Source organism: Corynebacterium sp. HMSC072A04 (assembly GCF_001809235.1).
Lineage (GTDB): Bacteria > Actinomycetota > Actinomycetes > Mycobacteriales > Mycobacteriaceae > Corynebacterium > Corynebacterium hiratae.
Genome location: NZ_KV796719.1, coordinates 1 through 22,578, shown reverse-complemented (window position 1 = coordinate 22,578; position 22,578 = coordinate 1). Strand labels below are relative to the sequence as shown.

Here is a 22,578-nt window from a genome sequence, read left to right as displayed (position 1 = left end):
AATAGCCGGCCTACAGTCATTCATCTCCATGTACGAGTTATCTAAAGGAAAATGATGGATAACATCCAGCAGCCCGCCGCAGTGGAAGACGCCACTGCCGTGGCTAAGAAGACCCGCCGTCGCCGCAAGGCGAAGCGCACGCTTGCTGGCGTCTTTGCACTGAGCATCGGTCTTACCGGCGCAGGTGTCTTGGCTTCCGCCCTGACCCCTGACGCGCAGGTGGCTACCGCCGCAAAGGATGACCAGGCACTCGTTCAAGAGGGCAAGGACATCTACGAAGTCGCTTGCATCACCTGCCACGGTGCCAACCTGCAGGGTATTCAGGACCGCGGCCCGTCCCTCGTTGGTATTGGCGCCGGCTCCGTGTACTTCCAGGTTCACTCCGGCCGTATGCCGATGATGTCGAACGACGCACAGGCTGAGCGCAAGACCCCGCGTTACACCGAGCAGCAGACGTTGGCGCTTGCCGCCTATGTTGCTGCCAACGGTGGCGGCGCTGACATCGTCTACGACGAGGATGGCTCCGTTGCGCAGGAGTCCCTGCGTGGTGCTAACTACAACGGCCAGATTCAGGCCGAGGACGTCGCCAAGGGCTCCGAGCTCTTCCGCATGAACTGCGCGTCCTGCCACAACTTCACCGGTAGGGGCGGCGCTCTGTCCTCCGGTAAGTTCGCTCCGCCGCTAGACCCGGCTAACGAGCAGGAGATCTACCAGGCAATGCTGACCGGCCCGCAGAACATGCCGAAGTTCTCCGACCGTCAGCTGACTGCAGATGAGAAGAAGGACATCATCGCCTACCTCAAGTCTGCGAAGGAAACCCCTTCTCCGGCTGGTTGGTCGCTCGGCGGCCTCGGTCCGGTGGCTGAGGGCCTGGCAATGTGGATCATCGGCATCAGCCTTCTGTGCGTTGCCGCTATGTGGATTGGATCTCGCTCATGAGCAACGTAAAGAAGAATTACTCTCGCAAAGAGCTCGATGCTATGAGCAACGACGAGCTCGCAGCCCTCGGTACCGAGCTGGACGATGTTACCGTTGCGTTCCGTAAGGAGCGCTTCCCGGTAGAGGGCGATCCCGCCGAGAAGCGTGCCGCTGCAAACGTCACCTTCTGGCTCATCATTTCCGTCCTGATGGGCATTGCCTTCCTGGCCGTCTACCTCTTCTGGCCGTGGGAGTACAAGATGCTGGGCGAGGACGGCCTGTGGTGGCACACCCTCTACACGCCGTTGCTGGGCCTGACCTCTGGTCTGTGCATCTTGGGCTTGGGCTTTGCCATCGTTCAGTACGTCAAGAAGATCCTCCCCGAGGAGATCTCGGTTCAGCGCCGCCACGACGGTCCTTCCGATGAAGTCGACCGCCGCACGCTGACCGCGCTTCTGAACGACTCCTGGAACACCTCGACTCTGGGTCGCCGTTCCACCATCAAGGGACTGCTTGGCGGTGCCAGCGTTCTGTTCGGCTTGACCGTGATTGCTCCGCTGGGTGGTGCCATCAACAACCCGTGGAAGAAGCGCCACGAGTTGAACTACATGGGTGACGGCACCCTGTGGACCTCCGGTTGGACTCTGCACGAGAAGGGCGTCAAGCTCTACCTCGCTCGCGATACCGGTACTATCGCCGAAATGCACGAAGGCGAGTCCGGCTCGCACTACACCACCCGTGGCGTCACCCGCCTGGTGCGCGTGCGTCCGGAGGATCTGGCTGCAGGCGGTATGGAGACTGTCTTCCCGCTGGCTGCGGAGGATGTCAACGACGGTGCAGAGTACTCCGAGGACAAGGACGTCTACGAGAACCACATGCACTCGATCCACGGTAACCGCAACGCTGTGATGCTCATCCGCCTGCGCAACGATGACGCCAAGAAGGCTATCGAGCGCAAGGGTCAGGAAGACTTCCACTACGGCGATTACTACGCCTACTCCAAGATCTGTACCCACATTGGTTGCCCGACCTCGCTGTACGAGGCACAGACCAACCGCATTCTCTGCCCGTGCCACCAGTCGCAGTTCGACGCGTTGCACTACGGTAAGCCGGTCTTCGGCCCGGCAGCCCGTGCACTGCCGCAGCTGCCGATTGATGTGGACGATGAGGGCTACCTCATTGCTAAGGGCAACTTCATCGAGCCCGTCGGACCTGCATTCTGGGAGCGTAAGTCATAATGAGTAACAAACTTGCACAGATGGGTAACAACATGGACGAGCGGTATTCCGCTGCCGGCGTCCTGCGTACCCAGCTCAACAAAGTCTTTCCCACTCACTGGTCCTTCATGCTCGGTGAGATGGCACTGTACAGCTTCATCATCCTGTTGCTGACCGGTATCTACCTCGCGCTGTTCTTCGATCCTTCAATTACGAAGGTCATCTACGACGGCGGATACACCCCGCTGAACGGCGTGGAGATGTCTCGCGCCTACGCAACGGCACTCGATATCTCCTTTGAGGTCCGCGGCGGTCTGTTTGTGCGCCAGATGCACCACTGGGCAGCACTCATGTTCATGATGTCCATGATTGCCCACATGCTGCGTATTTTCTTCACCGGCGCATTCCGTCGCCCGCGTGAGGCTAACTGGATTATCGGTTGCGCGCTTATCCTTCTGGGCATGGTCGAGGGCTTCCTCGGCTACTCCCTTCCGGATGACCTGCTCTCCGGTGTTGGTCTGCGAATCATGTCCGCCATCATCCTGGGTCTGCCGATCATCGGTACCTGGCTGCACTGGGCCATCTTCGGTGGCGACTTCCCGTCCGACCTCATGCTGGACCGTTTCTACATCCTGCACGTGCTGGTTATCCCGGGCATCATCCTGGGCCTTATCGCAGCACACCTCATCATGGTGTGGTTCCAGAAGCACACCCAGTTCCCTGGACCGGGTCGCGCTGAGAACAACGTCGTGGGTGTCCGTATTATGCCGGTCTTCGCCACCAAGGCAATCGGCATGGGCATGATGGTTGCCGGTGTCCTGGCGCTCATCTCCGGTCTCATGACGATTAACGCCATCTGGAACCTTGGCCCGTACAACCCGTCCCAGGTCTCCGCTGGTTCCCAGCCGGATATCTACATGCTGTGGACTGACGGTGTTGCTCGTGTCATGCCTGCATGGGAGCTCTACATCGGTAACTACACCATCCCGTCTGCGTTCTGGGTTGCACTGCTCTGTGGCCTGATGGTCGTTCTGCTCTTCGCCTACCCCTTCATTGAGAAGAAGTTGACTGGCGACGACGCTCACCACAACCTCCTGCAGCGCCCGCGTGACGTTCCGGTTCGCTCCGCTATCGGTGCAGCTGCCATCGTCTTCTTCCTGCTGGTAACGCTGTCTGGTGGTAATGACCACGTGGCACACTTCTTCCAGATCTCGCTGAATGCGATGACCTGGGTTGGCCGTATCGGTCTGATTGTCCTGCCGCCGATTGCATACTTCATGACCTACCGCATCTGCGTTGGTCTGCAGCGCTCCGACCGTGAGGTGCTGGAGCACGGTATCGAGACCGGTGTCATTAAGCAGCTGCCGAACGGTGCCTTCATCGAGGTTCACCAACCGCTTGGTCCGGTGGACGAGCACGGCCACCCGGTTCCGCTCGAGTACGCCGGCGCTCCGGTTCCGAAGCAGCTCAACCAGCTTGGTCTGGCCGACTCCGAGACTCAGGGCATCTTCTCTTCCGATGACTCCGCTATCGTCTCCCGAGTCAACGAAATTCGCCACGAGAACCACGCTGAGGAGGCGGAGATGTTCCGTCAGCTCAACGAGGCTAACCGCCGTGAAGACGAGGAGAATGGCCGCATCTAGCGCCATCACTCGCTGAAACACGCTCACAGAGCCCGTTCCTTTCTCCATCACACAGGAGAATAGGAACGGGCTTTTGCGTTCTCATTTCCTTTTGTCGCGGGGCTTCGAACTGGGCGCTTGGAGCCGGCCTGGTTCATTTGTTCATTTCGGAAGCTGAGCTAAGTCAGGAGGGCGTACTTGCACAAGGCATCTGACAAAAGGCATTTTTGGGTCTGAAGACGCCATCTGCGATGAGTAAATGGCGTTTTTAGGCGTCAAAACGCCTTATGACTGATGCCTTTTGCCAGACGCCTTTTGTCAGATGCCTCAGGCGTGTCAATCAAGGCTCCCAGACGTTGGGCGTTGGAGGAGCTCAAAGAAGGTAATCCGTTTCGCGAAGAGATGTGCAGTGCACTACGGAAAGGTCGTCGTGAACCGACCTGGGTCATGGGTGGTTTCTTCGCAATTAATTGGCCTACGTCAGGTTGGAGCTGTCTTGGTTGAAGAAGCATTAGACCCCGCCGCGAGCACGCTAGGTGAGCGCGAAGGGCGTCCCAGAGGAGTTCGTTGGATACAGCGTTCTTTCATGCCTAGGCCTCTAGAGCGTGTGCTTTACACTGGTTGTAAGGCCGTCTACGTACCCGCTGTCAGAGGAGCGGTCTGCAGGCGCCAAGCTGGGTGGGAGACCGGGCTCGTAAGTTTTGCGTTGCTTGCCTTTCAAGGTGTTAACCCACAGTTAACCTCCTCGTAGTTTGTCTGATTTCCGGGAATCGAGGAGCGAAACGGCGATGCGGAGGTCTCTCATTTGCTCGGGAGAGTGACGCGGTCGACATAAAAACCGCAGGAGAGAACCACTTTGTTGCATGGTTTCAGGAGAGGGTAGTGGGTCAAATGGGGTCGATGTGACGCCGAGTTACACGAGTGTGATGAAGGTTACATCGTATATTTTTGGGCGCTCTTTGGGGCTTTAGGTCGGTGCTAAGGTCTAGCGGTGTGAAGTGAAAACCCCTCTGGGTTATTGCAGGTGAAGGCAAGTATCTGCCTGTCGTGCTTGTGTAATGAACTGAGATCGTTGGGCGTCGTGTCGTTTAGGTTTCCATTTGATAACGGGACGGTAACGAAGCCGGTTTTGCGTTTCTGACTCGACATCGCTCGTGATGATTTCGTAACCTATTCGAGACATTGAGTTACCGCCACGGTGTACACATCACCGGTGCTCAATACGAACTGAAGAATTAAGCGCCGCGTCTGGCCCCTCCTAAACATCCGGGGGCCGAGCGGAGATGGCCCTACAGGAACGGGTCATCGTCGAACGCTAGGCCCGCCCTTGGGTCAGAGCTTTTGTTCGCGTCATGTGGAGAGTAGTCATATGGATTGCCTTCTCCTAGTGAGCGAAAGTAGGCGCGCAGGAAGATTTGGAGTTTAAATTCGTGGCTAAGCACCGTCGTCAGGGCAACCTGAACACCCGTCGCATCGCATCCACTGCTGCTGTTGCTGCAACCGCAGCTGTTACCGTCCCGGCTGCTGCTAATGCGGCTGAGGTTGTCGTCCCGGAGACCGATATCCGCTTCGAGGTTGCTGGTCTGGAGAACGTCCCGAATATCAAGCAACTGCCGAACATTGACCGTTACATCCCGGCCTTCAAGGCTGACCAGGGCGCTGGCTACGCCGCTGCTGTGGAGGCTCCGGTAGCTGAGGCTCCGGCGCCGGCACCGGTTCAGTCCGTGGGCGAGAAGGTTCTCGAGGCTGCTCGCTCCGCCGTCGGTTCCCCGTACGTCTATGGCGCCAACGGCCCGAGCGCTTTTGACTGCTCTGGTCTGACCTCGTGGGCTTACCGCCAGGCTGGCGTGTCCATTCCGCGCACCTCCCAGGCGCAGGCTTCCGCGGGTACCCCGGTTTCCCTCGATGCCCTGCAGCCGGGCGACATCATCGTCTACTACTCCGGCGCATCCCATGTTGGTATCTACACCGGCCACGGCACCATCATTGACGCGCTGAACTCCGGCACCCCGGTCGGCGAGCGCTCCCTGAACTACATGCCGATTCACTCCGCTGTTCGCTTCTAAGCGAACCCGGCAGTTTGGCTAACCCCTTCCACTGCTCTTGCCATGTTGATGGCGAGGGTGGGGAAGGGGTTCAGCTATTCTAGAAGCCGTTATGCTTTTCCTTGACTGAGGGTATAATTCAGTCATCTATTAACCTTCTCTTAGTTTCGGGGGGATTTATGTCGCGTCGTGGCATTGCGTGTGCCGTCGCTGCAATCGTTGTGGGTGCGGCTCCGGTGGTCGTCCTGTCGCCATCGGCAGTGGCTCAAGAGTTCCTCCAAGAGCAACCGCACGAAGCGGCAGGGGAGCAGGCACCCGAGGATCTGAGCGATCTCATTGAGCGCATGGCGGACGTCGCCCAGCGCGTTTCTGCCAAGGGTGAGGAAGTCAAAGGGCTTGAGGATGAGCTCGCAGAATCGGAGAAGGAGATCAGCGAGCTGGAACGCAAGGCTAAGGAAGCGCAGCGCAGTTCCGAAGATGCTTCCGTGGTTGTCGCTGAGCAACAGCAGCGGATCGATTCCCTGGCGCAGTCGCGCTACCGCCGAAGCGCGGCAACGCCAGTGTCGGCAGCCCTTGATGCCAACGACGTAGCCAGTGCGGTCGAGCGCATGGGGTACCTGGGGGCTTTGACGAAGGCTGCCAAGCGTGAAGAGGAAGCCATGGTGGCTGCCGCCGCCGCAGCCGACGAGGCGCATCAGCAGGCAGTCGATGCTACTGAGGAAGCGCGCCTCAAGCGCGACGAGCTGCAGGCACAGCGCGATGCGGTTCTCAAGGAGCAGGCTGACCTGGAAGAGCAGCAGAAGGAGCTCGAAACCAAGGTTGATGGCTTGAGCCCTGAGGCGCGCCAGGCATGGGTTGAGCACTTTGGCGGCTCTGCCGACCTTGACTTAGCTGCGTTGGCCGATGGTTCGGGATCCGCCGCTGTCCAAGCAGCACTCACCCGCATTGGTGCCCCGTATGGCTGGGGAGCAACGGGCCCTGATGTGTTCGATTGTTCCGGCCTGATGGTGTGGAGCTATCAGCAGATGGGGAAGAGTATCCCGCGCACCTCGCAGGCGCAGATTGCCGGCGGCACCCCAGTACCGATCGATGAACTACAGCCCGGAGACATTGTGGGCTATTACGCCGGCATTACCCACGTGGGAATGTATATCGGCGACGGTCAGGTGGTTCACGCCTCCACCTATGGCGTTCCCGTGGCAGTGGTGCCGCTTCATTCCATGCCCGTTCAAGGCGCCGTCCGCTACTAGGCCATGGCGCGCACACTCCTAGTAACGAATGATTTCCCGCCCACCATCGGCGGGATTCAGTCTTATCTTCGAGATTTTCTGGCAACCCTCAACCCGGAGGACGTCGTCGTCTTCGCCTCGACCCAAGATGGTGACGCCGCTGCCGAGTATGACGCGACGCTGCCGTATACCGTGGTTCGCTGGCCACGCACCATCATGCTTCCGACACCAGCCACCGCGCGCCGGATGCAGAGTCTGATTCGTGAATACGATATCGAGACCGTGTGGTTTGGGGCGGCAGCCCCGCTTGCCCTTATGGCGCCGGAGGCCCGGGCGGCGGGCGCTCGCCGGATCGTTGCCACGACGCACGGTCACGAGGTGGGCTGGTCCATGCTTCCCATAGCCCGGCAGGCCCTGCGTCGCATTGGTCAGCATGCCGATGTCATCACGTATATCTCGGACTACACGCGTACCAGGTTGGAACCCGCGTTTGGTACCCATGCGCGCTGGGTGCACTTGCCTTCTGCGGTTAATCTGGAAGACTTCACTCCGGCCACGGAGGGAGAAAAGCAGAGCGCGCGGGAGCGCTTTGGACTCGGCCCAGGGCCCGTCATCGTGTGCATCTCCCGCTTGGTTCCCCGCAAAGGCCAGGACCAGCTCTTGCGGGCGATGCCGGCGGTACGGGCACGCTTCCCGGACGCCCAGGTACTCATCATCGGTCGCGGACGCTATGAGCAGACACTGCGCGAGCTAGCGCGTCTGTACTGCCCCGACGCGGTGTTGCAGGAGGCGCGGGACACCGAAGAATTGCAGTTGGCGCTTCATGCTGCCGATGTGTTTGCCATGCCGGCGCGCACGCGGGGTGGGGGACTCGACGTCGAGGGCCTCGGCATCGTTTACCTAGAAGCACAAGCGGCGGGGTTGCCGGTCATTGCGGGTGACTCCGGTGGTGCACCGGAAACAGTAACGTCCGAGACCGGCATCGTCGTGCGCGGCTCCTCAGTTCTGGAACTTGAGCAGGCCTTGTGCACGTTGCTTGGCGACGTCCCCGGGGCCCGCCGCATGGGGGCGGCAGGGCGCCGTCACGTGGAGGAGCACTGGACGTGGGAAATCATGGGCGCACGATTGCGTGAGGTTCTGGAATGTGATCGTGGGCAGGCCGGGGTATATCCTACTAGTCATGCTTGAACACACTTCCTCCGCTGACGGTGGCCACAGCGGCCTCACCATCGGGTTCGATATTGGTGGAACCAACTTGCGGGCCGCGGTGATTAATCCCGCCGGAGAGATTGTGGATTCGACAAGCGTCCCCACGGCCAGGGAAGCGCAGGCACTCGAAGATGACATCGTGCGCTGCGTAGACAACTTGGCAGCATCCCATGACATCGAGGCCGTGGGCCTTGCCCTCGCGGGCTTTTTGGATCCCGAGTGTGAAGTTGTCCGCTTCGCCCCGCATTTGCCGTGGCGTAACGCCCCAGTACGCGAGATCCTCAGCAGGCGTTTGGACGTGCCGGTCCGCCTTGAGCATGACGCCAATTCAGCCGCGTGGGGCGAATGGCGCTTTGGCGCTGGGCGCGGTGCGAAAGAATGGGTTTTCTTTGCTGTGGGAACGGGCATTGGCGCCACGCTTTTTACTGAGGGAAAAATCTACCGTGGAGCTTTCGGCACCGCCCCGGAGTTCGGGCACCTTGTTGTGTCGCCAGGCGGGCGCCTCTGCCCCTGCGGCAAGCGCGGGTGCTTAGAGCGCTACGCTTCCGGAACCGCTTTGCCGGACACCTGCGCAGAGCTGCGCGGCGAGTATGACACCACCTTGCCGGAGAATCCCTCCGGCGAGGAGATCACCGCAGCAGCTAGGCAGGGCGATCCGCTGGGGATAGCTGTCATGGAGAACTTCGGTCAGTGGCTCGGGCAAGGGTTGTCCATGGTGGCAGATGTGCTCGACCCAGAGCTCATCGTGATTGGCGGCGGGGTGTCCAAGGACGCGGATTTGTACCTGGATCGGGCGCGGGATGCCATGGCTCGGCAGATCGTCGGAGCCGGTCACAGGCCTTTGGCCCGAGTGGCAACCGCGAAGTTGGGTTCGGCGGCAGGTATGATCGGAGTCGCTGATCTCGCCCGCTAGGAGCACCGAGGTTAACACCGCACATTTTTCTTTCACCGAGCAGCACTGCTTGCTCGGCACACACAGATAGGACTATAAGCGATGCGAAACAAGTGGTACTGGGCCTTTAAGCACATCTTTTTCGGCCCGGCCCTTCGAGTGTGGAACCGCCCATGGTCCGAAGGCATGGATCGCATCCCGGAGTCTGGTCCGGCAATCTTGGCATCCTCCCATCAAGCGGTGATGGACTCCTTCTACTTCCCGCTGTTGTGCCCGCGGCAGATCACCTTCTTGGCAAAGAGTGAGTACTTCACCACCCCCGGTTTCGTTGGCCGCCTGCAAAAGTGGTTCTTTAGCTCCGTGGGGCAGGTGCCGATTGATCGCGTCAACAAGGACGCCGGTGACGCGATGCTGGTGAGCGCACAAAAAATTATGGGCCGCGGGGATCTCTTCGGTATTTACCCGGAGGGGACTCGTTCGCCCGATGGGCGCATCTACAAGGGGCGCACCGGTATGGCCCGCATCGCGCTAACCACCGGTGAGACAGTAATACCGATCGCCATGCTCAACACCCGTAAGGCTAATCCAATCGGTTCGTGGGTTCCGCGTCCGGTGCGTGTCGGCATGCGCGTTGGCGAACCCATCGACCCCCACGCATGGGCCGCTGAGCGCAACCTTGATCCGCAGGATCACGCCACCGTGCGTGCTTTCACGGACTACGTGATGAAGCAGTTGTCTGAGCTGTCCGGTGAGCCGTACGTCGACGTCTATGCCTCCGACGTGAAGGCGTCCCTGCAAGCTGGGCACGGCTACCCGGAAGGGGCCGAGCCCAGTTCGGAGGCGCGGTAGTCAGTGACTTCCTCCCCGTCTCAACGCTTAGCGTGGCCTGATGTAGCAAAAGGGATTTCCATCCTGGGCGTCGTGCTGTTGCACATCACGCTTACGGTTCCAGAATCGAAGGGCACGTGGTTGGCCGCTTTCAACGTGTGGCTCGACCCACTGCGCCTGCCCCTGTTCTTTTTGGTGAGCGGGTTCTTCGCGCAAAAGGTTTTTCGCTTTAGCTTCGCAGAACTCTTTACTCGCCGCCTGTGGTACTTCCTTGTTCCTTATGTGGTGTGGATGCTGGTTGAACAGCAGACCAAGCGCGTGGAGTACCACTGGGTATTCGGGGATCCCGTGTTCGATTTCAGCCAGATGACGGCCAGCCTGCTCGTGGGCCATTCCATGGCGTGGTTTCTGCATTCGCTGATTCTGTTCAATATCTTCCTCTGGTGCGTGCGCAAGCTGCCCGGGTGGGCGGCGCTAGCGCTGAGTTTTAGCCCTATTCTGTTCATCGCATGGCAGGCGCAGTTCACCTCGATCGCGAAGGCCATCATGTTCCTTCCCGTCTTCGTTGCCGCTGCTTATTTCCGGGATGCAATCTCCGCCTTCGCTTCCGCTATCGAGGCCCCCTTCAAAGGCGAGTGGGATTACCGGAGCTTTTGGGCGTATTCCGGCATGGTTGGGGCCTACGCCATCGGGTTCTTTATCCGCCGCGCGTGGGATAGCTACGCTGGGGCCGTCGAGGTTACGTGGTTGTTGCCAGGCACGGAGGCGCTGGTGAGAGATGACGTCCATATTCTCGTGCGCATGGTAGAGCAGTTCTTCGAGGTTCCGGTGGGAATTGCGGTGGCGGTGGCCGTGTCCTATATACCGGTCCTATCCACCGGACTGCGGTTTATCGGCTCCCACACGCTGCCCATCTACCTCGGTCACCCCATTGGACTTACCGTCCTCTATGGCTACCCCATGGCGCTCAACCCGCGCGAGGTAAGCCTGGCAGGCCAGTGGCCGTTAGAAAATACCTGGTTCTGGCTCAGCATGTGCTTTGTTTATTGCGCGATTGCGTCGTTGGTCCTGTGGGCCTTGGGCAAGGTGCCCGTTGTGGGCTGGACGCTGAAGCCGCCGCCGATCGGTACGAGTAGGCGAACCACGGAACCGCCCTCGGCGGGCTTGAGCTTGAGCCAGAAACTCACTGCGACAAGGAACGCCACGACAAAGAAATAGTCGTTACCTGGAGCCTGCTGCCACCAGGACCACTCCAGTTCCAGCTGCTCGCCGTGCGGGACAAGCCAGTGGCCGCGGGCTAGCAGCACGAACCACGTGAGGCCTGCGAGGAACCAGCAGCGGCGCGCGGTGAGGTAGACCGCGGCTAGGCACAGCCACGTGAAATGGTGGGACCATGAGACCGGGGAGCACAGCAGCGCCGCCGTGGAGGCCAGTAACACGAGTTCTATCTCTGAGGATGTGTGCTCCATGACCCACCACAAGACTGCGACGATGAGAGCGCAGCCAATCAACCACAGGCCCGATGCTTCCTCGGGACTAACACGGCTGAGCAAGCCTCGGAGGGATTGGTTGCTGGAATAGGACAGCGTGCCGATTCGGGAGGAGTCCCGGAGGATGTCAGTCCAGTACGCCGCAGAGCTTGCAGGGGAGGCGAGGTAGCCCACCACACCGCAGGCGATGAAGGCACCTATCGCCGTGGCGAGGGCACGCCAGTCGCGGCGAACGAAAAAGACCGCGAGGAAGACCGCCGGGGTGAGCTTGATCGCCATAGCAACGCCGGTCAGCACACCTCGCCACGAGGAGCGTGGTCTGAGCAGCAGGCAGTCGACAACGACGGCCGCGGTCAGCAGGAGATTCACTTGGCCGAAGCTGAAATTCTCGGTAATCGGTTCGGTGAGTGCGCAGGCGAGCAGCGCCCACGTGGCCCACCAGTCGGGGCGGTCAACTTCGCAGCACCGCGAGATAACGGCGTAGAGACATACCCAGAGCGCACCGAGTGACGCCGCAGTAAGAAGGAGAGACAGCGGCCACAGCGGCATCCACGACACCAAGGCAAAGAGCGCTGCAGCAAAAGGCGGGTAAGTAAAAGGCAGCGACACGCCGTTGCCGAGAACGTAGCTTTGCGCGTAGAGATTCTCCCCGCGGAGCAGGGCCTGCCCTCCCTCTCGGTAGACATCGAGGTCAACATGGTAAAACGGCACAATTCCGCCGCTGTTCATCGACGCCGCAAGATGGATAGTCCACGGCACCGTTGCCAGCCCCACCAGAAGGAGTGGAAGGAGGAGCGAGGAGAGAGCTTTCTTCACGCAGCTGAGTATAGGCCCCCAGTGGCACGGCTCCTCTAGGCAGCAGACTAGGATACGGGGCGTGCGCTACTTCTACGACACCGAGTTTATCGAGGACGGATCGACCATCGAGCTGGTCTCCATCGGCATTGTCGGAGAAGACGGCAGCGAGTATTACGCGGTATCCACCGATTTCGATCCGGGCAAGGCCAATGCGTGGGTGCGCGACAATGTACTGGATAAACTCCCGAGCCCGGCGGATCCCGTCTGGAAATCGCGCGAGACCATCCGCGAAGATCTCCTGAAATTCTTGGGCCGCCACTCCACCCCCATCGAACTGTGGGCCTGGGTCGGGGCTTATGACCACGTGGTGCTCGCCCAGCTGTGGGGAGACATGGCGAGCCTGCCCAAGGGGCTCCCGCGCTACACCCGGGAACTCAAGCAGTACTGGGAGTTTGCGGGCCGCCCCAAGCTGCCTCCCGTGCCCAACGGGAACCACGACGCGTTGGTCGACGCCCGCCATAACCTGGCCAAGTTTCGCATCTGTGAGCAGCACTTGCCGCTGACTCGGGGCAACCGCGTGAGCTGATCGTGAATTAATACCGTGACCTAAAAGTCCATTAACTAACGCGCGACAGGCCCGAGATGGTTAAATACTGGGTGTGAGTTGGACAGTAGATATTCCCAAAGAAGTGCTTCCTGATCTGCCGCCGCTGCCGGAGGGGATCAATGAGAAGTTCCAGGACGCCATTTCCCGCGAGGCGAAGCAGCAGCCCAGCTGGGATCAGCTGCAGGCTGATAACGTGCGAAAGATCCTGGAATCCGTCCCGCCTATCGTCGTGGCTCCAGAGATTGAGGAACTCAAGCGCAAGCTTGCCGACGTCGCCTTGGGCAACGCCTTCCTTCTCCAGGGAGGCGACTGCGCGGAGACCTTTGAGTCCAACACGGAACCGCACATCCGCGGCAACATCAAGACGCTGCTGCAGATGGCCGTCGTCTTGACGTACGGCGCTTCCACTCCGGTGGTGAAGTTGGGCCGTATTGCCGGCCAGTACGCCAAGCCGCGTTCCTCCGATCTGGATGCCAACGGTCTGTACAACTACCGCGGTGACATCGTCAACGGCGTGGAGGCCAACGAGGAATCCCGCCGTCACGATCCCGCCCGCATGATTCGCGCCTACGCAAACTCCTCGGCGGCAATGAACCTGGTTCGCGCGCTGACGCACTCCGGAACCGCGGACCTGTACCGCCTCCACGAATGGAACCGAGAGTTCGTGGCCAACTCCCCGGCGGGTGCTCGCTACCAGGCCTTGGCTGATGAGATTGAAAACGGCCTGGCCTTCATGAACGCCTGTGGGGTGTCGGATGAGACCCTGCGTTCGGCGGAGATTTACTGCTCCCACGAGGCCTTGCTGAAGGATTACGAGCGTTCCATGCTGCGCTTGGGTACGGACTCTAACGGCGAGACCAAGCTTTATGACCTGTCCGCGCACCAGCTGTGGATTGGTGAGCGTACCCGTGGTCTCGACGACTTCCACGTGGCGTTTGCTTCCATCATCGGCAACCCCGTGGGAATCAAGCTTGGCCCCGGCGTGACGCCGGAGCAGGCAGTGGAGTACGCGGAGAAGCTTGACCCGAACCGCGAGCCCGGCCGCCTCACCATGATCGCGCGCATGGGCCACGATAAGGTGCGCTCCGTGCTGCCCCCGATCATCAAGGCAGTGGAGGACTCCGGCCACAAGGTGGTGTGGCAGTCCGATCCGATGCACGGCAATACCTTCACGGCGTCGAACGGTTACAAGACCCGCCACTTCGACAAGATCGTTGACGAGGTTCAGGGCTTCTTCGAGGTACACCGCGAGCTGGGCACCCACCCGGGCGGCGTGCACCTGGAGTTCACCGGCGAGGACGTCACCGAGTGCCTCGGCGGCGCTGAGGACATCACGGACGTGGACCTGCCGGGTCGCTACGAGTCTGCCGTGGACCCGCGCCTGAACACCCAGCAATCGCTGGAGCTGTCCTTCCTCATCGCAGAAATGCTGCGCAACTAGAGTCTGCGCAGCGTCTAGCTGCGCAGACTAGTACGGCCTCCAGAGAATCGGCCAGGTGCCGTATTCTCCGGATCCAAACCACCAGGCGGCCACGGCGACAGCCAAGGTGGCGAGGCCGACGAGGACGAGGAACCCGATGAGCCCGACCGTGCTGCGGTTGCTCAACGGACGTTCCTCCGGCTCCTCTTCGGCCCCGGCCGCATATGGTTCTGGCACGGCGGGGGAGGGCGCCGGGGTGTCTACCGGTGCGGCAGGCAGGGGGAAAGCGTCCTCGCGGGTTTCCGCCCGTGTTTCACGCGTGGGGGAATCGGGCGAGGGGATTGCAGAGGTTGCTTCGAAGACACGCGTATTGTCTGTTCCCGAAAAGTCTGTAGGTACTGCAGCGGTACGTGCGGCGGCCGAGTTTCGCGGGACGGGGACCGTGAACTGTGGCAGTTGCAGCTCCCGGGAAACGTCATCCAAAGCATCGAGGAATTCACCCGCGTCTGCAAAGCGTTCGGCTGGGTTACGTGCGGTGGCGGTGGCCACGAGGGCGTCGAAAAGCATCGGCACCCCCTCAATGCGTGAAGATGGTGCCACCACATCCGCGTGCACGCGCGCGGTGGCGTGCGCAAGCGGGGTATCACCGTGGAAGGGGACTGTGCCCGTCAGCAACTCGAACAGGACGATTCCAGCCGAGTAGACATCGGAAGCCGGCGTGATATCCGCGCCAGTGACTTGCTCGGGGGAGAGGTAGCTTACGGTACCGACGATCTGGCCGGAGCTATCATGCTCCGCCTTTGCGGAGCGCACCAAGCCGAAGTCACCCACCTTGACTCGGTGGTTATCGGTGATGAGAACGTTATCCGGTTTGATATCGCGGTGTACGAGGCCTGCGCGGTGGACCTCGCTGAGCCCCGCCAAGACCGAGTGCATGACGCCGGCCGCAGCGTGCGGCGGCATGGGTCCGCGTTCCGCAAGGAGCTCGCGCAACGTGCCGCCGGTGATGAGCTCCATGATGAGATAGATGGGCAAACCATCCGCGGAAAAGTCATGCACGGCGACGAGATTGGGGTGGCTCAGCTGCGCCATCGCGCGGGCCTCGCGCTTAAAGCGGGTGACGAAGACGGGGTCGTCGTGATAGCGCTCATCCATCACCTTGGCAGCTACTGCGCGGCCCAAACGCATGTCCACGCAGCGATACACAGTGGACATGCCGCCGCGAGCGATCGGCTGATCAATGCGGTAGCGTCCTTCAAGAATGTCGCCCACGTTCAGCCTTGTCATGGATTCCAGTATGGCTGATCGGCGCCCGAAAGTGTGATCCGGCTACAGTTGTGTCCGTGACTAATTCTGAGAACACCGTTGAGAATTCCCACCCTGAGCTTCCGCAACTTCTCGCCGGAGAGAAGTTGCTGACGCTTAAAGAGGTAGCTGAAAAACTCGATCTGCCCATTACTCGCGTCTTCGATCTGCTCAATGCCCGGAAGTTCATCGCGTGGCGGGACGCCGAAGGACAGCGCCTCGTCCCGGAAGCGTTTTTCAATGCCAAGGGCGTCATTTCCAAGCACGTGTCCGGCGTCATCACTGTTCTTTCGGACAACGGCTGGGGTGACAACGAGATCCTGGCGCATCTTTTTACCGAGGACGAGTCCCTACCGGGCCGCCCCATCGACGCGCTGCACGGCCACCTCGCGCGGGAGGTTATACGGCGCGCGCAGGCTTCGGCGTTTTAGACGGCGCATCAGCACCAGGCGCAGTTGGTTCAGCGGCGGTGCGTGGAACACCATCGAAAATCCACTGTGTGGCCAACCATGCCACGACCACCATGGCAATCACCCAGAACCAGTTGTAGAGCTGGTGATTACCGTCGCCGGCGAAGGCCACACCAATAAAGAGAGCTGCGCCGGTGGTGAGCTTGATGAGCGGTAGTGGTGGGCGAAAGGTTCCCATGAGCGTGAGTACTGAGGCGTAGTACCACGGCAGCGTCACAGAGTTGAAGACGAACGCCACCTGGTAGGCCGCGGCCGTGGCGGCAATGGCGCGGCGCACGCCCGTGCGCCCCCACCACCACACAAGGACAAGGCCCAGGAGCATCAGGAGCATCGCGGCCGAGCGCAGCACGGTGAGCACGCCGTTATAGGTGGTATCGGGGGAGAAGACCTGGATGAGCGGAACGAGAATATCGGCAAGCAAGGTGGGGCCGGCCAAGGGGTTGATGACCTTAGAATTACCACTGATCTGAGACAGCCAACCCCACGAGCTTCCCGACGCCCATGTGATCGCCGCCACCGCCAACGCGACCTCCGCCACGGCGATAACGCCGGATAGTAGGAAGAACCCGACGCGCTTGAGCGGCTTCGTTCCCTTCGGCGCCCAGTGATGCAGCATGAGCCACACGATGAACGGCGCGGCGAAGACGGCGGTGGCCTTGAGGGACACTGCCACGCCAACGAGTATGAGGCTGAGGTGGAACTTGTGGTGCACAGCAGCGAGAAGGCCCAGCGATACCAGCCCCACCATGACTGATTCGTTGTGCATGCCGCCGATGAGGTGCAAAACCATCACCGGATTCGCCACCCCCAACCAGAGTGCTAGGGCGGGATCGCCGCCGATGCTTCGGGCTAGGCGTGGAATTGACCAGGCGATGGCTGCAAAACCAAGGACGGAAATTGCCTTGTAGACGATGATGCCCGCAGCAACGTTATCGCCCACCAGGTGGGTTACCCCGTTGCCCATCCACAGGTGTAGCGGCCCATAGGGCGTAGTGGTGTTGCGCCAGTCGTGAGAGACCTCGAGCAGGAAGGGACCGGGGTTAACGGCCGCGCCCTCGACGTAGGGGTCGAAACCATCGCGCACCATCGCGCCTTGCATCAGGTAGGAGTACACGTCCCGGGAAGCCAGCGGTGCGGCGCACAGCAGCGGGGTGACCCAGCAGATCAACATCCGGCGGATGTCTGCCAATGCGCCGTCTGGTTGCGGGTTCTTGAGCTGTGGGGCGATGAAGTGGCGGCCCGCCAACACCCATGCGGCGACGAGGCCAAACAGGCCAACCCAGTAGAGGACCATGCCAATGTTGCGGCCGTGGCCATAGGCAAGGAAGCTGATGTTGAGCGCCTCAAGAAAACCTCCGCGATTCCGGGTCGCGCCGCCGGAGAAGGAGGCGAGCGCAAGGACGATCGCGGAGCCGATGCCTAGAGGCAGAGGGTGGGGAATGCGCAGGGGCACGCGCGTGGATGCGGAGCGAGCCATGCTACATCCGGCGGGCCGTGGACTTGTGAGCAAGTTCTTCCAAAACCGCTGTGACCTCGGGGTCAACCTGCGCGTTGTGCAGATGATCGAGGCCGGAACGCGTGAGATCGCTGATGCGCTGCTCGACGACGTCCGGCGCACCGGAATCAGCAATGATCTGCGCCATGCGGGCAATGTCTGCGGGGTCCTCCGTCTGGCCGATGAGGCGGCGAAGCTCAGCGGCGGCTGCGGGATCGGTGGCGTCCGCGCGCTGTAGGGCCAGCGACAACAGAACCGTGCGCTTGCCTTCGCGCAGATCGTCTCCGGCGGGCTTGCCGGTGATAGCCGGGTCACCGAAGACGCCGAGCAAATCATCGCGCAGCTGGAAGGCGACGCCGATGTCCTGGCCGTAACCGCGGAAGGCAGCAACGAGTTTCTCGGGTGCGCCCGCTATAACGGCGCCCAGATGGAGGGGGCGCTCGATGGTGTACGCGGCAGTCTTGAACCGGTTCACCGAGTCCGCCAACGTGGCGTCCTCGGAGCCGGCGGCTTCCAGGGAGATGTCCAGAATCTGGCCGCCGATGACTTCGCGGCGCATTGCCCGCCATGGTGCGCGGGCGCGCGCCAGCGCCTCGGGGCTCAAGCCGGAATCTTGAAGCATGTCTTCCGCCCAGACCAGGGCCATGTCACCGATGAGGATGGCCAGCGATTGCCCGAAGAAATCAGCGTCGCCGCTGAGCCCGAGCTCGCGGTGGCGAGCAGCAACGCCGCGATGGACAGTGGGGTTGCCGCGCCGGGTATCGGAAGCATCCACGATGTCGTCGTGGATAAGTGCACAAGCCTGAATGAACTCCAAGGACGAGGCAGCGCGGAGCATTGCCTGCGGGGACTCAGTGCCGTCGAGCCCGTGCGCACCGACAAAACCTGCCCACGCGTAGAGGGGGCGAATGCGCTTGCCGCCGTCCAGGACGAAGGAATCCAAATAGGAGATCGCGTCGGCCACCGGAGAGCCGATGGCCGCGATGGCGTCGCGCTGACTGTCCAAGAAAAGCTTAAGCTCCTCGCGCACGGCTGCGGGGATGTCGTTCAAGGAAGGTATCTGCGGTGTAGTCACGTCTGCTACTTTACCTGGGTAGCTATGCCGGCTTGCCGCCAGGTTAAGCGGTGTCGGCTGGTGTCAGCGGCACCGTCGATTGCAGGATGGCGAAGGGGCGCGCATCGGCGGGGTAGTAGAGCTGGCGAAGGAAATCACTAAATCCCATCTTGCGGTAGAGGCCGAAGGCGGAGTTTGCCTCGTTGGGAACTTCCGGAGTGGAAAGCAGGATGTAGCGCGCGGGAAGGTTCCACGCCAAGGCTTCGAGCAGTGCGCGCCCTAAGCCGCGACCCTGTTCTTCAGGCAGCACGTGAATCTCCGCCAGCTCGAAATAGTTGTGGAGAATGTCTTCTTGTTCCGGGGTCGGTCCGCCACTGGCGGTGAGCGCTCGGCGAAGCTGTTTGTCCCACCACGTGTCCGGAGAGCCAAAGAATCCGTAGGCAAAGCCTGCAATGCCGTAGTCGGTGGTGGCCGCGACGCAGGAAAACCCTGGGCGTATGAGATCTGCGCGCCACCGCGAGATAGAGACGTCGCGCACTGACTGGCTATAGCCCATTGCCGCGATGTAGATATCCACCAAGCGCGGGACAGCAATGGCGAACTCTTGGGGGCTTAGGCGGCGCAGCGTGTAACTCACATCTCTAATAACAGCAGATTCTTCAGGCATGTGAAAGCGCACAGAGAAACTATCTTCTGCACATCCAACCGCCATGGAGTCAGAGTACGTGTTCGAAAAGAGAAGAAATATCGCCCATCCCTATTGTTTAAATCGAACACATGAACTAAAACTAGAGGTGGATGTACGAAGGTGGTTTTACGGTGAGTCTCATCAGCGAACAGCAGCAGAAAGTCAACAGCACAGTCTTCATTGACAAGCTCAGGAAGCAGCCCAAGGAGGAGAGGTTATGGCACAGGTAATTTCAGCAACGGCAGCGGCTCGGGGCCGGAACAGGGAGGCGATGCAGCGCGTGCGCCGTGACCGCTTCCTCGGTCAAGCGTTGGATCTGTTGGTGGATGCGCGCCGTAGCGCTGCGGAGGGGCGGTTCGAGGACGCTCTTGAAATGGCGTACCGCGCCTCGCTTCGTGCTGCGGGCGCGCGTGTGGCGGCGTCTGCGGTGTCGCGCCGTCGGCGCTTGCCTACCTCTGCATGGGAGCAGGTAGCTCTTATCGGTCCGGCGGATGCTCAATGGGCCGCAGAATTCACAGACTATTCCCGCGTGCGCTCGCGCGTGGCCTCCGGAATGGATCCGGTGCCCGCTGCGGATACGGTCTACCAGTACTTGGCGCTTGCCACACGTTACGTGGACGCGACCGAATCTGAGCTGGGCTTCGGTGGGCTGGCCGCCTAGTGAGGGCGTGATTGCTCCGGTAGCAGGGGTGCAGGGATGCCCAAAAACTATGGACTGTCTTTGTGGGAACTATCTCGCTATCCTTGACGTTATAGAGGTAGTAAACATAGTTCCCAGTTCCACTACCTAAACCCAAATCATTACGGAGGACGCTGTGGCCCTTTCTGAGCACGAACAGCAAGCGCTGCGTGAAATTGAACAATCGTTGCTGGCCAACGATCCTGATTTTGGCGCGTCTGTGTCCGGTGAAACTTCTTTCGGCGGCAACTCGGGTGCCATCACCCTCCGTGGGGTGGCCTTAATCGTTGTCGGTCTGTGCATGATGGTGGGCGGAATCGCGTTGGCCCAGCAGTCCCTGTGGTTCGTTATCCTCTCCGTACTTGGCTTTTTGGTCATGTTTGGATCCGGTGTGTGGATGCTGCGCGGAAATTCGGAAGATTCTCTGGTTGCCGCCGGCGCACCAGCATCCGCTAAGCGGCGCAACAAGCAGTCCAAGAAGGCTGGCAGTGACGTTGGAAACCGCCTTGAAGATAACTTCCGCCGCCGTTTCGAAGGAAACTAAGCGCTAGAAACCCACCAGCAGCCCTTCGCTCTATTGTGAGTCGGAGGGCTGTGGCACGATGACATTGGCCATGGCGTACAGGGTTTGCGTTATGCCCGGGAGCTGCTCGGGCGAGCGGTCTGCCAATTCTGATGCGCGAACGATGGCGGCGTTGAGCAGCGAGATATCCGCTTTGGAAACACCAGGGCAAAACTCGTTAACGATTGAGGCAAAGCCACCATGTGACTGCTGTACTGCCTCATCCGCAAAAGCCTGGGGGAAGTGCTGCGCGGCGGTCATGAGGGGACCGTGCGTGCCATGGAGGAAAAGTTCGAGAGTGGCGTCCACGTAAGCATGGATGCGCTCCGTCGGCTCTGGAGGGGCCACCTGCATGGCAGCTTCGAGCTGTTCATTCCACGTTTGCGTGGCCTGGATAAGCAGCTGCACCAACAAATCGTGTTGGGATGAGACGTAGCGATAAACGCTGGGGCGGGCAAGGCCTACTTCCGCAGCGACCTCCGCCAAGGTAGGGACTGCCCCGTGGTTGTTGACGATCAACCTTTCGGCAGCCTCGAGCACCGCGCGGTGCTGGACGGCGCGGTGCTCGGCTACTGTCGTTTCAGTGATCTTCGGCATGCGCTAAGTCTACGTTAAGCTGCGCATTCTTTTTCCATTCTGGTGCCTACTCGGCGGACGGGGTCAAGCGGCCATCGACCATTTCATAGACCTTGTCGCAGTGACCAAGAACGTCGTAGTCGTGGGTGACCATGACACCCGCGACGTTGAAATCGTGGCATTCTTTGGCTAGCAGCGCCACGATCTCTTGGGACCGTGTGCGATCGAGGGCAGCAGTGGGTTCGTCGACGAGCAGCACCTGTGGATCGCCTACGAGTGCGCGCGCGATACCGACGCGCTGGCGCTCACCGCCGGAAAGGCTGCCGGGCCGGTGCTTCGCGCGATGCGCCATGCCGACCTTCTCCAGCAGCTCGGCGCTGGAGTAGCGCCCAGTCTTGCCGATGACCTTGCTGGCCAATTCGATCTGCTCCTCCGCCGTCAGTGCAGACGGGAGATTGCCAGAGGACTGGAAGACGAAGCCGATGTGGTTGCGGCGGATCTGCGCCAGTTCGGAGTCACCCAGCGGCACGATGTCCTCGCCCGCGACGAGGACTTGGCCGGAATCGGGCGTCGTCAAAGCGCCCGCGACCGCGAGCAGTGTGGACTTTCCGGAACCGGAGGGGCCAACCACGGCAACGAATTCGCCTGCCTCGACGGTGAGATCGACGGAATTCAGTGCCTTAACGTGTGAATCGCCGTCGCTGTAGCTGACGGTGACGTCTTTCAGTTCCAAAGCGTGGCTCATCGGTTTTCTCCTAGGGCTGCGAGGGGGTTGGTTCGGGTAACGCGGACGACGGCAATGAAGGCGCCGAGCAGTCCGGCGACGAAGAGAATGAGACCGCCATTGATGACAGCGCTGAATTCGGTGGCGTAGGGCATAGCCGTTTTCTCTAGGAGGCTGCCCAGGCCAACGGCGATGAGTGCGCCGGCGAGGATTGATACGAGGAGGATGACCACCGCTTGGCCGAGGCTATCGCGCAGCAGGAAGCTCTTGGTGGCGCCCATTGCGCGAAGGGTGGCGATATTGCCGGCGCGCTGGATGGTCCACACGAGGAAGAAGGCGCCGGTAACGAGCGCGGCAATGACATAGAGGAACCAGGTGATCATGGAAAGGGTCATCATTTCGGCGGTGTAGCCGGGGGAGGAATCAAAGCTCTCCTTGAGAGTTCGAACGTCGAGGCCGGAGCGCTCGGTGAGAGCATCGGTATCGGGCTTATCCGCTGTGCGAGCGACGATGACGGATGCTTCCTCGTAGGCTTCGGGGTTGACGGCTTCGCCGTGGCGCCCGCCGGCGTGAACCTCCTGCCAGATATCTAGCGGCAGGTAGGCCACGTCGACGTGGCCGAAGGTTCGCTGGTTGTCGGTGAAGCCGATGACGTCGAGGGGGATGTCCAAGCGGTCGAGGGTGATGGTGTCGCCCACCTCGATCCCCTCGTCCTGCAGGTGGGGTTGCCCGCAAATCGTGGACACGTAG

General features: G+C 60.8%; 21 protein-coding genes and 1 pseudogene. 14 read left to right on the top strand and 8 right to left on the bottom strand.

Features of this window, described 5'->3' with window-relative positions:
* Window positions 1-51: 51 nt before the first annotated feature.
* The 9 genes from HMPREF2565_RS00110 (at window position 52) to HMPREF2565_RS00070 (ending at window position 11,178) form a co-directional block, all read left to right on the top strand.
* Window positions 52-939 carry a cytochrome bc1 complex diheme cytochrome c subunit gene (locus tag HMPREF2565_RS00110; RefSeq protein ID WP_071406681.1) on the top strand — a complete coding sequence of 296 codons (888 nt, stop codon included), beginning with the start codon at window positions 52-54 and terminating at the stop codon, window positions 937-939.
* Window positions 936-2,156: a cytochrome bc1 complex Rieske iron-sulfur subunit gene (locus HMPREF2565_RS00105; RefSeq protein ID WP_070515785.1), complete on the top strand. Its 1,221-nt coding sequence runs from the start codon at window positions 936-938 to the stop codon at window positions 2,154-2,156. Before HMPREF2565_RS00110 ends, HMPREF2565_RS00105 begins: the two co-directional genes overlap by 4 nt.
* Window positions 2,156-3,778 carry a cytochrome bc1 complex cytochrome b subunit gene (locus HMPREF2565_RS00100; protein ID WP_046647943.1) on the top strand — a complete coding sequence of 541 codons (1,623 nt, stop codon included), beginning with the start codon at window positions 2,156-2,158 and terminating at the stop codon, window positions 3,776-3,778. Before HMPREF2565_RS00105 ends, HMPREF2565_RS00100 begins: the two co-directional genes overlap by 1 nt.
* 1,409 nt (window positions 3,779-5,187) lie before the next feature.
* Window positions 5,188-5,823 carry a C40 family peptidase gene (locus HMPREF2565_RS00095; RefSeq protein ID WP_046648126.1) on the top strand — a complete coding sequence of 212 codons (636 nt, stop codon included), beginning with the start codon at window positions 5,188-5,190 and terminating at the stop codon, window positions 5,821-5,823.
* 158 nt (window positions 5,824-5,981) lie between these two features.
* Complete coding sequence (locus tag HMPREF2565_RS00090; RefSeq protein ID WP_071406680.1) at window positions 5,982-7,052, top strand: C40 family peptidase; 1,071 nt, start codon at window positions 5,982-5,984, stop codon at window positions 7,050-7,052.
* Window positions 7,053-7,055: 3 nt separating this feature from the next.
* Window positions 7,056-8,219 (top strand): glycosyltransferase family 4 protein, encoded by a 1,164-nt coding sequence (locus tag HMPREF2565_RS00085; protein ID WP_070515781.1) that lies wholly within the window; start codon window positions 7,056-7,058, stop codon window positions 8,217-8,219.
* Window positions 8,212-9,153 carry an ROK family protein gene (locus HMPREF2565_RS00080; RefSeq protein WP_071406679.1) on the top strand — a complete coding sequence of 314 codons (942 nt, stop codon included), beginning with the start codon at window positions 8,212-8,214 and terminating at the stop codon, window positions 9,151-9,153. The genes HMPREF2565_RS00085 and HMPREF2565_RS00080 overlap by 8 nt, the downstream gene beginning before the upstream one ends.
* Before the next feature lie 81 nt (window positions 9,154-9,234).
* The gene (locus HMPREF2565_RS00075) at window positions 9,235-9,981 is read left to right on the top strand and encodes a lysophospholipid acyltransferase family protein (RefSeq protein ID WP_049155220.1); all 747 of its coding nucleotides are present in this window, start codon (window positions 9,235-9,237) and stop codon (window positions 9,979-9,981) included.
* Window positions 9,982-9,984: 3 nt separating this feature from the next.
* Window positions 9,985-11,178 (top strand): acyltransferase family protein, encoded by a 1,194-nt coding sequence (locus HMPREF2565_RS00070; protein ID WP_071406678.1) that lies wholly within the window; start codon window positions 9,985-9,987, stop codon window positions 11,176-11,178.
* Window positions 11,179-11,372: 194 nt separating this feature from the next.
* On the opposite strand, the pseudogene HMPREF2565_RS14115 reads toward HMPREF2565_RS00070, so the two are convergent.
* Window positions 11,373-12,179 (bottom strand): annotated as a pseudogene (locus HMPREF2565_RS14115) (glycosyltransferase family 87 protein); the annotation flags it as partial.
* 148 nt (window positions 12,180-12,327) lie between these two features.
* On the opposite strand from HMPREF2565_RS14115, the gene HMPREF2565_RS00065 reads away from it, so the two are divergent.
* Both HMPREF2565_RS00065 and HMPREF2565_RS00060 read left to right on the top strand, forming a co-directional pair.
* Entirely contained in the window at window positions 12,328-12,834 is a 507-nt protein-coding gene (locus HMPREF2565_RS00065; protein ID WP_070515775.1) for a polyadenylate-specific 3'-exoribonuclease AS, read from the top strand.
* A gap of 73 nt (window positions 12,835-12,907) precedes the next feature.
* On the top strand, window positions 12,908-14,296 hold the full coding sequence (locus HMPREF2565_RS00060) for a class II 3-deoxy-7-phosphoheptulonate synthase (protein WP_071406677.1): 1,389 nt from the start codon (window positions 12,908-12,910) through the stop codon (window positions 14,294-14,296).
* A 27-nt stretch (window positions 14,297-14,323) separates the two neighbouring features.
* Here HMPREF2565_RS00060 and HMPREF2565_RS00055 read toward each other — a convergent pair whose 3' ends face one another.
* Entirely contained in the window at window positions 14,324-15,562 is a 1,239-nt protein-coding gene (locus HMPREF2565_RS00055; protein ID WP_071406676.1) for a protein kinase domain-containing protein, read from the bottom strand.
* 50 nt (window positions 15,563-15,612) lie between these two features.
* Between HMPREF2565_RS00055 and HMPREF2565_RS00050 the strand changes: the two genes are divergently transcribed.
* A complete protein-coding gene (locus tag HMPREF2565_RS00050; protein ID WP_046647954.1) occupies window positions 15,613-16,011 on the top strand; it encodes an Rv2175c family DNA-binding protein in 399 nt (132 codons plus the stop codon).
* On the opposite strand, the gene HMPREF2565_RS00045 is transcribed toward HMPREF2565_RS00050, so the two are convergent.
* From HMPREF2565_RS00045 to HMPREF2565_RS00035, 3 genes are read right to left on the bottom strand one after another with little or no spacing between them, the layout of a single operon-like run.
* On the bottom strand, window positions 15,980-17,527 hold the full coding sequence (locus HMPREF2565_RS00045) for an alpha-(1->6)-mannopyranosyltransferase A (RefSeq protein WP_071406675.1): 1,548 nt from the start codon (window positions 17,525-17,527) through the stop codon (window positions 15,980-15,982). The genes HMPREF2565_RS00050 and HMPREF2565_RS00045 overlap by 32 nt on opposite strands.
* Before the next feature lies 1 nt (window position 17,528).
* On the bottom strand, window positions 17,529-18,620 hold the full coding sequence (locus HMPREF2565_RS00040) for a polyprenyl synthetase family protein (RefSeq protein WP_070512446.1): 1,092 nt from the start codon (window positions 18,618-18,620) through the stop codon (window positions 17,529-17,531).
* A 43-nt stretch (window positions 18,621-18,663) separates the two neighbouring features.
* Window positions 18,664-19,236: a GNAT family N-acetyltransferase gene (locus HMPREF2565_RS00035; protein WP_070512448.1), complete on the bottom strand. Its 573-nt coding sequence runs from the start codon at window positions 19,234-19,236 to the stop codon at window positions 18,664-18,666.
* A 268-nt stretch (window positions 19,237-19,504) separates the two neighbouring features.
* Here HMPREF2565_RS00035 and HMPREF2565_RS00030 point away from each other — a divergent pair, with 268 nt between their 5' ends.
* Window positions 19,505-19,948, top strand: a complete 444-nt coding sequence (locus HMPREF2565_RS00030; RefSeq protein ID WP_046647958.1) for an SAV_6107 family HEPN domain-containing protein — start codon at window positions 19,505-19,507, stop codon at window positions 19,946-19,948.
* Window positions 19,949-20,102: 154 nt separating this feature from the next.
* Window positions 20,103-20,510 (top strand): DUF3040 domain-containing protein, encoded by a 408-nt coding sequence (locus tag HMPREF2565_RS00025; RefSeq protein WP_046647959.1) that lies wholly within the window; start codon window positions 20,103-20,105, stop codon window positions 20,508-20,510.
* A 30-nt stretch (window positions 20,511-20,540) separates the two neighbouring features.
* On the opposite strand, the gene HMPREF2565_RS00020 is transcribed toward HMPREF2565_RS00025, so the two are convergent.
* The 3 genes from HMPREF2565_RS00020 to HMPREF2565_RS00010 all read right to left on the bottom strand — a co-directional run.
* The gene (locus HMPREF2565_RS00020) at window positions 20,541-21,125 is read right to left on the bottom strand and encodes a TetR/AcrR family transcriptional regulator (RefSeq protein ID WP_070754212.1); all 585 of its coding nucleotides are present in this window, start codon (window positions 21,123-21,125) and stop codon (window positions 20,541-20,543) included.
* A gap of 46 nt (window positions 21,126-21,171) precedes the next feature.
* Entirely contained in the window at window positions 21,172-21,849 is a 678-nt protein-coding gene (locus HMPREF2565_RS00015; protein WP_071406674.1) for an ABC transporter ATP-binding protein, read from the bottom strand.
* The coding region (locus HMPREF2565_RS00010) for an ABC transporter permease (protein ID WP_141745865.1) at window positions 21,846-22,578 on the bottom strand (733 nt) is incomplete at its 5' end. The genes HMPREF2565_RS00015 and HMPREF2565_RS00010, both read right to left, overlap by 4 nt.